The following is a 13,173-nucleotide window of genomic DNA, read 5'->3' on the forward strand; positions in this document are numbered from 1 at the left end:
TGCTTAATTCGCTTTAAGTTGATAATACTCGGCCAGCGTCATGCCCACCGTGCGCTGCTGCAGCCAGTCAAACAGCTGCTCCAGATCGCGGTACAGCACTTCGATATCCTGCTCGGTTTTGAACGTCGGGCTGCCGCCCGGCATAAATTCGGAGGAGTGCAGCATAAATTCGACGTAGTCATGCCCCTGCGCCAGCGACGCCTCAGCCACACTTATCATCTTGGCCACGTTGCCGCCACTCGGCCGCAACCAATTGACGGACGGTGAACGCCGCTTGCCACGCAGCCGATCATAACCTTGCTTGAACGCGTTCATCAGCGCCGAGTGCTTGTACTGAATGCTCATCGGCACTTCCAGCAGCGACGAAGCACCCGGTTTGGCAATGTTCTGTGGATCGATGAAATAGGCCTGCGACGGGAACCGGCTGTAATCGGTGCCGCCGTTGCCCTGCGGATTGCCCGGCGAAAACTGCCAGTTGACCCGCGGCGTCACCGAACAGTCCACCTGATAGCCGTATTCCAGCAGCAGCGAGGCATAATATTCGTTGAACGCCCAGCGGCCGGCGCGATGGCTGAGCATTTTGGTCTGGAAGGCATCTTCCAGCAGCTTGGTCATGTGATCGACCTTGGCGCGGATCTGATCGGCGGGATACTCGATCAAATAAGGCTTGTAGCGCCAGTCGTCGTCGGTGAGCGGCGTTAGCGGTGGGCTGTTCCAGGCATGCAGGTGCATACCCACTTCACCCGCGCCGCGGGCAATCACATCACGCGCGAACTCGACGTAAGCCGGGTCCACTGCCATTTCATAGTTGGTGAGATAAACCGGTTTGAAGGCGTATTTTTCGCACAATGCCTGAAAGCGCGGCAAGAAACGCGTGTTTTCGGTCGCGATGCGATCGTGGTTTTGCCACAGATTATCGCCTTCGGTATCAATGGTGATGAGAAACGCCGGTTTAGTCATGAATATCGAGCCTGATATCAACAGAATGCACTATGTTACGCAGGCCGTTTCGCCAGGGCAAACGACTTTGCTGCCTGGTTTGGACAACGTTGAAACGCATTCGTCCCCGGCTCGGCGATTTTTTTGCGGCCCGGCAAGAAAACCTTGCAACAGTAGCCACATGCGATCGGGTCATTTAGAATCAAAGATTGGTTTCCCAGAAAGCGACTCATGATGAACGACGCGCCAGCCCCAACTTCCGCCCCATCCGTACAGCGTATTTTGATCATAAAACTGCGCCATCACGGCGATATGCTGCTGGTCACGCCGGTCATCAGCAGCCTGCGGCAAAACTACCCGCAGGCGCAGATCGATGTGCTGCTGTATCAGGAAACGCAGGAGATGCTGGCCAGCAATCCGGAACTGTCGACGCTGTTCGCCATCGACCGCCAATGGAAAAAACAGGGCACCCGCGCGCACCTGGGGCACGAGCTGGCGCTGCTGCGCCGCCTGAAGGCGCAGCGCTACGATCTGGTGGTCAACCTGGCCGATCAGTGGCGCAGCGCCATTATCACGCGCCTGACCGGCGCGCGCATCCGTCTGGGCTTCGATTTCCCCAAACGCCGCGGCTTCCTGTGGCGCCACTGCCACACGCAGCTGGTGCCGGTCGACAATCACGCCCACCTGCATACCGTCGAACAAAACCTCTCGCTGCTGGCGCCGCTGAACCTGCCCGTGCTCAGTGATCATGTGACCATGAGTTACGATCCGCAGGATTGGCAGACCTGTGAGCAACAATTGCAGAAACAGGGCGTCGCCGGCAGTTATATTGTGGTGCAGCCCACCTCGCGCTGGTTCTTCAAATGCTGGAGCGAAGAGAAAATGGCCGCCACCCTCACCGCCTTACAGGCCGACGGCCACCAGTTGGTGATCACCTCCGGCCCCGACGCCAGAGAACAAGCCATGGTAGAACGCATTTTGGCGCTCTGCCCGCCGCAGGGCGTGATCTCGTTGGCCGGCCAGCTGACGCTGCGCCAACTGGCCGCCCTGATCGACCACGCCAAGCTGTTTATCGGCGTGGATTCGGTGCCGATGCACATGGCCGCCGCGCTGCAAACGCCGTGCGTGGCGCTGTTCGGCCCTTCCAAGCTGACGTTTTGGCGGCCGTGGCAGGCTACCGGCGCCGTGATCTGGGCCGGCGACTTCGGCGAACTGCCCGATCCGGACGCCATCGATACCGGCACCGACGAACGGTATCTCGACCTTATTCCTACAGACGCGGTGATTGCAGCCGCGCGGAGCACGCTGGCATGAAAGCATTTCGTTTGGCGATCGTTCGCCAAAAGTACCGCCCAGACGGCGGAGCCGAACGTTTCGTTTCCCGCGCCCTGGAAGCGCTGGAGCAACAGGATCTCGATCTGAACGTCATCACTCGCGAATGGCAGGGTGACGCCAATCCCAACTGGCACATCCACCTGTGCAATCCGTTAAAGCTCGGCCGTATCAGCCGTGAACGGGGCTTCGCCGTGGCGGCCAGGGCGCTGTGGCAGAAAGAGCGTTTCGATCTGGTGCAAAGCCACGAGCGCATTCCCGGCTGCGACATCTACCGCGCCGGCGACGGCGTGCACCGCCGCTGGCTGCTGCAGCGCGCGCGCCTGCTGCCGGAATGGCGCCGCAAGTGGCTGTTCTCCAATCGTTATCATCGCTATGTGATGTGCGCCGAACGCGCCATGTACGCCGCACCGGAGCTGAAAGCCGTCATCTGCAACGCCGAGATGATCAAGCAGGAAATCATCGCCGACTTTGGCGTACCCGCCGACAAAATCACGGTGATCTATAACGCCATCGACAATCAAAAATTCCCGCCCGCCGACGAGGCCCAGCGCCAACGTCTGCGCGAGCAGTATCAGATCCCGCAACAGGCGCACTGCCTGATCTTCGTCGGTTCCGGCTTTGAACGCAAAGGGCTGGCCGCCGCCATCCGCGCCGTGGCGGCGACCGACAGCCACCTGTTGGTGGTCGGCAAAGACAAGGCCGAAAAACGCTACCGGGCGCTGACGCAGTCGCTGGGCTGCGGCGATCGGGTTCACTTTATGGGCGTGCAGAAACAGACCTTGCCGTTCTATCAGGCCGCGGACGCGCTGCTGCTGCCGACGCTGTACGATCCGTTCCCGAATGTGATTCTGGAAGCGATGTCGTGCGGCCTGCCGGTTATCACCAGCGCCACCTGCGGCGGCGCCGAGTTTATCACCCCCGGCCAGAACGGCTTCGTGACCGACGCGCTCGACGTACCGGCCATCACGGAGGCCATTCGGGCGCTGCCGCGCCAGGCGCTGGGATCATCCATGGGCGAAGCGGCGAGATTGCGCATTATGACGGCTACGCCGGCGCATCTGTCCGAACAGCTGATTTCCCTCTATAACCGGTTACTGGATTAGCTATGCGTATTCTGATGATCATCGACGGCCTGCCGGGAGGCGGCGCGGAAAAAGTGGTGCTGACCCTGTGCCAGGGCATGCAGCAACAGGGGCATGACGTCAGTCTGATCTCGCTGCGCGACGTCTGCAATTATCCTATCCCGTCAGGCATTGATTATCAGGTGGTGGCCGATCGCAGCCGCGCCCCCTGGCGCAAGCTGACCGAGCTGCCGCGCCGCGCCGCCGCGCTGGATCGGGCGATAGCCGAACACGAGCGCCAACGCGGCGCGTTCGATCTGGTGTTCTCCAACCTGCATAAAACCGATCGCATCGTCAGCCGCAGCAAGCGGTTGGCCGCGGATCGCCTGTGGTTCTGCATTCACGGCATTCTCTCCACCTCCTATCTCGGCCACCGCACGGGCCTGGACCGCTGGCTGAAGCAACGCAAAATCGCCAACGTTTACCAGGGGAGAAATATCGTCGCCGTTTCACGGGCGGTTGGCGACGATCTGCAGCAGAACTTGCCGATTCGCCCACGCCGGCTGGCGGTCATCAACAACCCGTTCGACATCGACGCCATCCAGCAACAGGCGGCGGCGCCTTGCGAACTGGCCGGCCAGGACTATCTGGTGCACGTCGGCCGCTTTCACGCCACCAAGCGGCATGACCGTCTGCTGAAAGCCTATGCGCTCTCGGGCATTCAGGCACCGCTGGCCTTGATAGGCACCGGGGACGACGCCAGAGTCGCCGAGGTCAAACGTCTGGCGACAGAGCTGGGCATCGCAGAGCGCGTGCGATTTCTCGGCTTCCAGGCCAATCCCTACCCGTTTATTCGTCATGCCTCGCTGCTGGTGCTCAGCTCCGACAGCGAAGGGTTTGGCAACGTGCTGGTAGAATCGCTGCTGTGCGGCACGCCGGTGGTCAGCACCCGTTGCCCGGGCGGCCCTGCGGAAATTCTGGAAAAAGCCGGCATGGCTAACGCGCTGGCGGAATTAAATGAAGCGTCGCTGGCAGAAAAAATGACGGAAATTTACGCCAATCCGCCGCAGATAAATCAACAGCAATTGCTGAGTTATGGGCTGGAGCCTATTTGCCGTCAATATATTGAGCTGAAAGAAAAATAATAGAGAAATAAATAAGGCAGGGGATACCTGCCTTATTTTCCTCGTTAGCTGAGCGCCTGCATTTTCTGCCAAACCTCGTCGACAGAAACATCCTCACAGTGCCCCGACTCACTCTGCAAAATATGATGACGGCCGGTCCATGGATGCCAGGAGGCTTTATCGGTATCGCCAAAGAACACCACCATGTCCTTATTCAACGCGGCGGCAAGATGCATCTGCCCACCGTCGCTGCACAGCACCCGGTCGCATAAATCGAACCCGCCCAACAGCTCACGTACCGACGCCGTCGGATAAAGCGCGACGCGTTCGTTTTGACACAGCGCCAGCAGCTGCTCGGCGCGCTGCTGGTCACCGATGTCGTCCGGCGCCAGCGTGCCCTGCGGCGACCAGAAGATCAGCACGCCGGTGTGGGGATCGGCAACCAGACGGTTGATGATTTCGGCATAGCGTTCAACCGGCCAACGTCGTTTCGGGCTGCGGCTGCTGATGTGCACGGCGCATACGCGCTCGACCGGCGGCAGACGCTCTTGTAGCCGTTGCGCCGCCAATTGCCGCTCTTCAGGCGTCAGAAACACCCGCACCGGCGGGATCGGTATGGATTGGTCGGTTATCGCCGATAAATAGCTGTAGGTATGTTCGACCTGATGTTGACCGTGGAAATCGTCCTTGCGGAACGGGCGATGAATATCTTTCGTGCCCAAATCGGCGCCGATGATATGGGTGGCGCCGGCCATTTTCGCTAAACGCAAACTGTATTTGCAAGGCACCGGGTTGGCCAGAATGACCGCATCGAACTTTATTTTTCGCAGCTTCAGGAAGATCATCAGGCGTTCGAAATAAACGCCCAACGTCGTTTCATTCTTCGCCTTGTGCTTGGCCTTTTTATAGACAAAAACTTTCTCGAGATGAGGATTGTTTTTAACGACATCCTGGCTGACTTTATTGATCAGCAGATAAACTTTAGCGTCCGGATAGGCAATTTTCACCCCTTCAATCAGAGGCGTGGTGCAAACAAGATCGCCGATGTTGTCGCGGCGAATAATTAAAATATTCTTCATTCCGAGCCTGTCGGCGAAATCGCTCGCCGGTTGTCTGAAACTGACACCCAAGGTTACCAAATTAGCGCCTTTCCCTTCCAGTTATGGTACTATTCCGAATAACCCATATAAATGAAATTGATAGAATGTTGCTGCGTTTATATCAGGTACTACTCTACCTCATCCAACCCCTGATCTGGCTCCGCTTACTGCTGCGCAGCCGCAAAGCTCCAGCCTACCGTAAACGCTGGGCGGAACGCTATGGCTTCTGCGCCGGGAAAGTCGTGCCAGGCGGCATCATGCTGCATTCCGTCTCCGTCGGCGAAACGCTGGCGGCCATCCCGTTGGTACGGGCGCTGCGCCACCGTTACCCCGCTTTGCCGATAACTGTGACCACAATGACCCCAACAGGTTCAGAACGCGTCCAGTCTGCTTTCGGCAAAGACGTACATCATGTCTATCTGCCCTACGATCTGCCCGGTTCCATGAACCGCTTCCTCGATCAGGTGAATCCCAAGCTGGTGATCATCATGGAAACCGAGCTGTGGCCTAACCTGATTAACGCGCTGCACCAGCGGCAAATCCCCCTGGTTATCGCCAATGCGCGTCTGTCGGCCCGCTCCGCCGCCGGCTATAAGAAAATTGGCGGGTTCATGCGCGATATGCTGCGCCGCATTACGCTGATCGCCGCACAGAACCAGGAAGACGGCGATCGGTTTATCGAACTGGGCCTGAAGCGCTCGCAGCTGGCCGTGACCGGCAGCCTGAAATTCGATATCTCCGTCACCCCGGAGCTGGCCGCCCGCGCCGTTACGCTGCGCCGCCAATGGGCACCGCGCCGCCCGGTGTGGATCGCCACCAGCACCCATGACGGTGAAGAAACCATCCTGCTGGAAGTACACCGCAAACTGCTGGAAACACACCCCGACCTGCTGCTGATCCTGGTGCCGCGTCATCCGGAACGCTTCCCGACCGCCAAGGAGCTGGTGCAGAAAGCCGGCTTCAGCTACACCCTGCGCAGCAGCGGCGAAATTCCGTCCGGCAGCACCCAGGTGGTGATCGGCGATACCATGGGCGAACTGATGCTGCTGTACGGCATCGCCGATCTGGCCTTTGTCGGCGGCAGCCTGGTGGAACGCGGCGGTCACAACCCGCTGGAAGCCGCCGCGCACGCCATCCCGGTGCTGATGGGCCCGCATACCTTCAACTTTAAAGACATCTGCGCCAAGCTCTCGCAGGCCGAAGGCCTGATCACCGTGACCGATGTGGATTCGCTGGTGAAGGAAGTGGAAACCCTGTTAACCGACGAAGACTACCGTCGTTACTACGGCCGCCATGCGGTGGAAGTGCTGTATCAGAATCAAGGAGCGTTGCAGCGCCTGCTGCAGCTGCTGGAACCGCACCTGCCGCCCCGGAGCCACTGAATGAGCAGCCGCAAAAGCCTGTCGGTAGTGATGATCGCCAAAAACGAAGCCGGGCTGTTGCCGGACTGTCTGCGTTCGGTCGAGTGGGCCGATGAAATCATCGTGCTGGACTCCGGCAGCGAGGACGACAGCGTCGCCGTCGCCGAAAGCCTGGGCGCCAAAGTCTTCACGCACACCGACTGGCAAGGGTTCGGCAAGCAACGTCAGCTGGCGCAAAGCTACGCCAGCCATGACTACGTATTGATGATCGACGCCGACGAACGCGTCACGCCCGAGCTGCGGCAATCCATCGAGCGGGTGTTGAACGCGCCGGACGATGGCGCCGTCTACAGCTGCGCGCGGCGCAACCTGTTTCTAGGCCGCTTCATGCGCCACAGCGGCTGGTATCCCGACCGCGTCAACCGCCTGTACGCCAACCAACGCTATCGCTATAACGACGATCTGGTGCACGAATCGCTGAACATCGGCGACGCCAAGGTGATCCCCCTCAGCGGCGATATGCTGCACCTGACCTGCCGCGACTTCTTCGCCTTTCAGCGCAAACAGCTGCGTTACGCCGAAGAGTGGGCCACGCAGCGCCACCGGGCCGGCAAGCGTTGCGGCTACCTGTCTATTCTGACCCACACGCTCGGCGCCTTCGTCAAAACCTGGCTGCTGCGTGCCGGCTTCCTCGACGGTAAACAGGGGTTGCTGTTAGCGGTGGTCAACGCGCAATATACCTTCAATAAATATGCCGCATTATGGGCATTGGGCCGCAACTACTCAGAGAAGTGAATCATGACCAGCAAAGCCATCTATCCCGGGACCTTCGATCCCATGACCAACGGCCACCTGGATTTAGTGACACGCGCGTCACTGATGTTCGATCACGTGATTCTGGCCATCGCCGCCAGCCCGAGCAAAAAACCGCTGTTCAGTCTGGAGGAGCGCGTGGCGTTGGCGACGCAGGTCACCTCGCATCTGGGCAATGTGGAAGTGCTGGGTTTCAGCGAGCTGATGGCGCACTTCGCCGCTCACCAGAATGCCAATATCCTGGTGCGCGGCCTGCGTGCGGTGTCTGACTTTGAATATGAATTGCAGCTGGCGAACATGAACCGCCATTTGATGCCGACGCTGGAAAGCGTGTTCCTGATGCCTTCCGAAGAGTGGTCGTTCATCTCCTCCTCACTGGTGAAGGAGGTCGCCCGTCACGGCGGCGATATCTCGCCTTTCCTGCCTGATGTGGTCACCCAGGCGCTGATGGCGAAGCTCGCCGCCGAGTGATGCTCAGCGCTGGCAGCGGCGGCAAAAGAAGGTGCTGCGCTGCCCGTGCTTGGCGGATTCGATCGGCGTGCCGCACGCGCGGCACGGTTCTCCCGCCCGCCCGTAAACCTGCAGCTCCTGCGCGAAATACCCCGGTTTGCCGTCCGACTGCAAAAAGTCGCGCAATGTCGTGCCGCCCTGCTCGATAGAGCGCTGCAATACCGCCTTGATGGTCTTCACCAGCAGTTCCGCTTCGGTTTTGCTCAACGATCCCGCCGGACGATCGGGCAAGATCCCGGCGCTGAACAGCGATTCGCTGGCGTAAATGTTACCGACCCCGACCACCAGCTTATTATCCATCAGCCACGGTTTGATCAGCGTGCGCTTATTACGTGATTTTTCATACAGGTAGTCGCCGTTGAACGCTTCACTCAGCGGTTCCGGCCCCAGATGCGCCAACACGCTGCTGGCCGCCAGGTCTTCGCACCACAGCCAGGCGCCGAAACGGCGCGGATCGGTATAGCGCAAGATCATGCCGTTGCTGATCACCAGATCGACGTGGTCGTGTTTGCCGGCTTCATCTTCGTTTTCCTCGCGCAGTATGCGCAGGCTGCCCGACATGCCCAGGTGCACGATAATCCAACCGCTCTCCAGCTCGATCAGCAGGTATTTGGCCCGGCGCTGCACGCTGAGCACCGGCCGATCGCTCAGCGTCAGGATCTGCTCGGAAACCGGCCAGCGCAGGCGCGCGTTGCGCACCACCGCATACTGAATGCTGTGGCCGACAAGATAAGGCTCTATACCGCGTCTGCTCGTCTCAACTTCCGGTAATTCAGGCATCTGGCTTCCCCTCCGACGTTTTCTACCCTTTATAAAACAAAAAACCCGGCCAAGGCCGGGTTTTTCATTAATCCACTAAAATTATTTAATTTTAGCTTCTTTGTATACTACGTGCTGACGGACAACTGGATCGAATTTCTTCAGTTCCAATTTTTCCGGCTTAGTACGCTTGTTCTTCGTGGTGGTATAGAAGTGACCAGTACCAGCAGAAGAAACCAGCTTGATCTTCTCGCGAACACCTTTAGCCATGATTCAGTTCCTTAATACTTCTCACCACGGGCACGCAGATCGGCCAGAACCGTCTCAATACCCTTCTTATCGATAACACGCATACCTTTAGCAGATACACGCAGAGTTACAAAGCGCTTCTCAGCCTCAACCCAAAAACGGTGTGAGTGCAGGTTAGGCAGAAAACGGCGTTTGGTCGCGTTCATTGCGTGGGAACGGTTGTTACCGCTCACCGGGCGCTTGCCAGTAACTTGGCAGACTCGGGACATGTCTATTCTCCAAAAATCAAATCAGCTCGAGCTTCGTATAGGGTATGGCCGCCTCGTCAGGCTTTTAGAGCCCATCTCAGCAAACTTCATACTGAGGAGACTCTCGTCATCAGGTAGAAACCACACATCAGGTCAGAAACCTGCTGAGATAGGCTCTTGCGCCAAACCCAAGATTCTCAAAGGTGGCGTAGTATACGCTCTGAAGCGTAAGTGCTCAAGTCCCGAACAGCTAAAGATCCCACAAGGATCGCGAAAAAATCGCTTAAAGCCATCCGCGCTCGGCAAAAGAGACGCATTCACCCCGACCGATCACCAAATGATCAAGCACTCGGATCTCCAATAACTGACAGGCTTTCACCACCTGTTCCGTTATCAAACGGTCGGCATGACTGGGTTCAGCCTTACCCGAAGGGTGATTATGCGCGAGAATCAGCGCGGCGGCATTAGCCTTCAACGCTTCACGCACAATTTCTCTCGGGTAGACGACGACGCTGCTGATGGTACCAGCAAACATCTCCTGATGGCGAATAACCCGGTGCTGATTGTCTAAAAACAATACCAAAAAGACCTCTCGCTCGCGATGCGCCAGCAGGCTTTGCAGATAATGCTGGGTGACGCGCGGATTGAGCATGGCGTTTTCCTGCGACAAATGGCTGGAAAAGAAGCGCAGCGCCAGCTCGGCAATCGCCTGTAGCTGCGTATAGCTGGCGTCCCCCAGACCTTTTTGGCTGCAAAAAGCCTGATGGTCGGCCGACATCAGGTGATAAAGCGAGCCGAACCGACGCAGCAGCTGCTCCGCCAGCTGCATCACGTGCACGCCGGGCAACCCGGTACGCAAGAAAATGGCCAACAGCTCTGCGTCGGACAGCGCCGCCGCCCCCTGCATCAACAGCTTTTCACGCGGCGCCAGCGCACCCGGCCAGCACGCCACAATCGGGTTGCTCATCGTATTCCTCCCTGAAAGGGCTACAGCATGCCATGTGCCACCCGGCGCGTTCGACAGGTGTTTGATAACATTGCGAAGTGTTTCGCAAAGCACAATGTAATACCCTGCAGCCATTGCGGAATCACTCACCTGAACGGCGGATATGCTAAAATGGCGCATCTTTCGGCTTTCAATCGGACAATGATGATGACGGGACTTTCCGGCAAACATATTGTGCTTGGCATCAGCGGCGGCATCGCCGCCTACAAATGCCCAGAGCTGGTGCGCCGCCTGCGCGACAGGGGCGCAGAAGTGCGCGTGGTGATGACCCACGCCGCCAAGGCGTTCATTACGCCGCTGACGCTGCAGGCCGTTTCCGGCCACCCGGTGTCCGACGATCTGTTGGATCCCGCCGCCGAAGCCGCCATGGGCCACATCGAACTCGGCAAATGGGCGGATCTGGTGATTCTGGCGCCGGCGACCGCCGATCTGCTGGCGCGCGTCGCCGCCGGCATGGCCAACGATCTGCTGACCACCGTCTGCCTGGCGACCGATGCCCCCATCGCCGCCGCCCCCGCCATGAACCAGCAGATGTATCGCGCCGCCGCCACGCAGGCCAACCTGCAAACGCTGCAGGCGCGCGGCATGCTGCTCTGGGGGCCGGACAGCGGCAGCCAGGCCTGCGGCGACGTCGGTCCGGGCCGCATGCTGGATCCGCTGGACATCGTCGACCTGGCGAACGGTCATTTCTCCGCCCCGCAGGATCTGCAACATTTGCAGGTTATGATCACCGCCGGCCCGACGCGTGAAGCGCTGGATCCGGTACGTTTCATCAGCAACCACAGCTCCGGCAAAATGGGCTTCGCGATTGCCCGCGCCGCCGCCGCCCGCGGCGCGCAGGTGACGCTGATCGCCGGGCCGGTCAATCTGCCGACGCCGCCATCGGTCACCCGAGTGGACGTCACCAGTGCGCTGGAGATGGAGCAGGCGGTGCAACAGCGCGCCGCGCAGCAGCAGATTTTCATCTCCTGCGCCGCCGTGGCCGATTACCGCCCCGAGCAGATCGCCGATGAAAAAATAAAAAAACAGGGTGATGAAATCGTCCTCAAGATGGTAAAAAACCCCGATATCGTCGCCGGCGTGGCGGCGATGACCAAAAATCGACCGTTTGTCGTGGGGTTTGCCGCCGAAACCCAGAATGTGGAAGAATACGCGCGGCAAAAACTGGCGCGTAAGAAGCTGGATTTGATTTGCGCTAACGATGTATCGCTTGCAGAGCACGGGTTCAACAGCGACACCAATGCCCTGCACCTTTTTTGGCAGAATGGAGAAAAGCGCCTGGCGCTGAGCGACAAGGCACTCCTTGGCCAACGTTTAATAGACGAGATAGTCAGCCGTTATGATGAAAAAAATCGACGTTAAGATCCTCGACCCGCGCATCGGTCAGGATTTCCCGCTACCGACCTACGCCACGCCGGGCTCCGCCGGTCTCGACCTGCGCGCCTGCCTGGACAGCGCGGTGGAGCTGGCGCCGGGTGAAACCACGCTGTTGCCTACCGGCCTCGCGATCCACATCGCCGACGCCGGCCTGGCGGCGGTGATCCTGCCGCGCTCCGGCCTGGGCCACAAGCACGGCGTCGTGCTGGGCAACCTGGTCGGCCTGATCGACTCCGATTATCAGGGCCAGCTGATGGTGTCCGTTTGGAACCGCGGCCAGAAACACTTCACCATCGAGCCGGGCGAACGTATCGCGCAGATGGTCTTCGTGCCGGTGGTGCAGGCCGAATTCAACCTGGTGGAAGAATTCGACAGCAGCGAGCGCGGCGAAGGCGGCTTCGGCCACTCGGGGCGCCACTAAGCGCCATCCAAGGCACGATGGCCGGCAGGGAAACGTCGCCTGAACCTTGCCTTTCCGGGGAGAAGGATGTCTCTGCGGCAAAGTTTTACCGCGACAATTGCAGCGCACACCAGGCAGCGCGGAAAAAGGCCGTTAAGGCCGCTGACCCCAGTATCGTAAAAAAGCTATCACATAAGCCGCACAGAGCCTGCTCTGCAGCGGCCGGTGCGCGGGTTTCCGTCAGTTAAGTTTTAGCAAGGGTCTAATCAGACATGGCAGAAAAAGAAAATACGAAAAGGAATCGGCGCGAGGAAATATTGCAGGCGTTAGCCCAGATGCTGGAGTCCAGCGACGGCAGCCAACGCATCACCACCGCCAAGCTCGCCGCGAACGTGGGTGTTTCTGAAGCTGCGCTGTACCGGCATTTCCCCAGCAAGACACGGATGTTCGACAGCCTGATCGAGTTTATCGAAGACAGTCTGATCACCCGCATCAACCTGATCTTGCAGGACGAGAAAGAGACGTTTAATCGTCTGCGCCTGATTTTACTGCTGATTCTGGGCTTTGCGGAACGCAACCCGGGGCTGACGCGCATCATGACCGGCCACGCGCTGATGTTTGAACAGGATCGCCTGCAGGGCCGCATCAACCAGCTGTTCGAACGCATCGAGGCGCAGCTGCGCCAGGTGTTGAAAGAGCGTAAATTGCGCGAAGGCAAAGGCTTTATCGTCGATGAAACGCTGCTGGCGAGCCAGCTGCTGGCCTTCTGCGAAGGCATGTTGTCGCGCTATGTGCGTTCGGAATTCCGCTATCGCCCAACGCAGGAATTCGACGCCCGCTGGCCGCTGTTGGCGGCCCAGCTGCAATAAAGATAACGCCGGGCATGCCCGG

At 59.1% G+C, this 13,173-nt stretch carries 15 protein-coding genes; 9 read left to right on the forward strand and 6 right to left on the reverse strand.

The annotated features are described in order from the left end of the window. Nucleotides 1-3: 3 nt before the first annotated feature. The gene (locus C9411_RS23620) at nt 4-960 is read right to left on the reverse strand and encodes a polysaccharide deacetylase family protein (protein ID WP_063991300.1); all 957 of its coding nucleotides are present in this window, start codon (nt 958-960) and stop codon (nt 4-6) included. A 210-nt stretch (nt 961-1,170) separates the two neighbouring features. Here C9411_RS23620 and rfaQ point away from each other — a divergent pair, with 210 nt between their 5' ends. The 3 genes from rfaQ to C9411_RS23635 are packed head-to-tail and all read left to right on the forward strand — an operon-like array spanning nt 1,171 to nt 4,480. Beyond that, the gene (rfaQ, locus tag C9411_RS23625) at nt 1,171-2,253 is read left to right on the forward strand and encodes a putative lipopolysaccharide heptosyltransferase III (protein WP_107228039.1); all 1,083 of its coding nucleotides are present in this window, start codon (nt 1,171-1,173) and stop codon (nt 2,251-2,253) included. After that, entirely contained in the window at nt 2,250-3,377 is a 1,128-nt protein-coding gene (locus C9411_RS23630; RefSeq protein ID WP_107228040.1) for a glycosyltransferase family 4 protein, read from the forward strand. Before rfaQ ends, C9411_RS23630 begins: the two co-directional genes overlap by 4 nt. Nucleotides 3,378-3,379: 2 nt before the next feature. Beyond that, nucleotides 3,380-4,480 (forward strand): glycosyltransferase, encoded by a 1,101-nt coding sequence (locus C9411_RS23635; protein ID WP_063991297.1) that lies wholly within the window; start codon nt 3,380-3,382, stop codon nt 4,478-4,480. Nucleotides 4,481-4,524: 44 nt separating this feature from the next. On the opposite strand, the gene C9411_RS23640 is transcribed toward C9411_RS23635, so the two are convergent. After that, entirely contained in the window at nt 4,525-5,538 is a 1,014-nt protein-coding gene (locus tag C9411_RS23640; protein WP_049201837.1) for a glycosyltransferase family 9 protein, read from the reverse strand. 125 nt (nt 5,539-5,663) lie between these two features. Between C9411_RS23640 and waaA the strand changes: the two genes are divergently transcribed. The 3 genes from waaA to coaD are packed head-to-tail and all read left to right on the forward strand — an operon-like array spanning nt 5,664 to nt 8,204. After that, nucleotides 5,664-6,941 carry a lipid IV(A) 3-deoxy-D-manno-octulosonic acid transferase gene (gene waaA / locus C9411_RS23645; RefSeq protein ID WP_107228041.1) on the forward strand — a complete coding sequence of 426 codons (1,278 nt, stop codon included), beginning with the start codon at nt 5,664-5,666 and terminating at the stop codon, nt 6,939-6,941. Further along, nucleotides 6,942-7,715, forward strand: a complete 774-nt coding sequence (locus tag C9411_RS23650) for a glycosyltransferase family 2 protein (RefSeq protein WP_063991296.1) — start codon at nt 6,942-6,944, stop codon at nt 7,713-7,715. It begins immediately after the preceding gene. A gap of 3 nt (nt 7,716-7,718) precedes the next feature. After that, nucleotides 7,719-8,204, forward strand: coding sequence for a pantetheine-phosphate adenylyltransferase (coaD, locus tag C9411_RS23655; RefSeq protein WP_107228042.1), 486 nt, complete (start codon nt 7,719-7,721; stop codon nt 8,202-8,204). A 3-nt stretch (nt 8,205-8,207) separates the two neighbouring features. Here the strand turns inward: coaD and mutM are convergent, their stop codons facing one another. The 4 genes from mutM to radC all read right to left on the reverse strand — a co-directional run bounded on the left by mutM (nt 8,208) and on the right by radC (nt 10,466). Further along, nucleotides 8,208-9,023, reverse strand: coding sequence for a bifunctional DNA-formamidopyrimidine glycosylase/DNA-(apurinic or apyrimidinic site) lyase (gene mutM / locus C9411_RS23660; RefSeq protein WP_107228043.1), 816 nt, complete (start codon nt 9,021-9,023; stop codon nt 8,208-8,210). 81 nt (nt 9,024-9,104) lie between these two features. Beyond that, on the reverse strand, nt 9,105-9,272 hold the full coding sequence (gene rpmG, locus C9411_RS23665) for a 50S ribosomal protein L33 (RefSeq protein ID WP_002442576.1): 168 nt from the start codon (nt 9,270-9,272) through the stop codon (nt 9,105-9,107). A gap of 11 nt (nt 9,273-9,283) precedes the next feature. Next, nucleotides 9,284-9,520: a 50S ribosomal protein L28 gene (gene rpmB / locus C9411_RS23670; protein WP_004931195.1), complete on the reverse strand. Its 237-nt coding sequence runs from the start codon at nt 9,518-9,520 to the stop codon at nt 9,284-9,286. A 262-nt stretch (nt 9,521-9,782) separates the two neighbouring features. Beyond that, nucleotides 9,783-10,466 carry a DNA repair protein RadC gene (radC, locus tag C9411_RS23675; RefSeq protein WP_025304698.1) on the reverse strand — a complete coding sequence of 228 codons (684 nt, stop codon included), beginning with the start codon at nt 10,464-10,466 and terminating at the stop codon, nt 9,783-9,785. Between the two features lie 183 nt (nt 10,467-10,649). Here radC and coaBC point away from each other — a divergent pair, with 183 nt between their 5' ends. The 3 genes from coaBC (at nt 10,650) to slmA (ending at nt 13,151) form a co-directional block, all read left to right on the forward strand. Continuing rightward, nucleotides 10,650-11,867, forward strand: coding sequence for a bifunctional phosphopantothenoylcysteine decarboxylase/phosphopantothenate--cysteine ligase CoaBC (gene coaBC, locus C9411_RS23680; protein WP_063991342.1), 1,218 nt, complete (start codon nt 10,650-10,652; stop codon nt 11,865-11,867). Continuing rightward, nucleotides 11,845-12,303, forward strand: coding sequence for a dUTP diphosphatase (gene dut / locus C9411_RS23685; RefSeq protein ID WP_016929680.1), 459 nt, complete (start codon nt 11,845-11,847; stop codon nt 12,301-12,303). Before coaBC ends, dut begins: the two co-directional genes overlap by 23 nt. Nucleotides 12,304-12,554: 251 nt before the next feature. Continuing rightward, complete coding sequence (slmA, locus tag C9411_RS23690) at nt 12,555-13,151, forward strand: nucleoid occlusion factor SlmA (protein WP_025304700.1); 597 nt, start codon at nt 12,555-12,557, stop codon at nt 13,149-13,151. The last annotated feature ends 22 nt before the right edge of the window (nt 13,152-13,173 follow it).

Source organism: Serratia sp. Nf2, assembly GCF_003028435.1.
Classification (GTDB): domain Bacteria; phylum Pseudomonadota; class Gammaproteobacteria; order Enterobacterales; family Enterobacteriaceae; genus Serratia; species Serratia marcescens_L.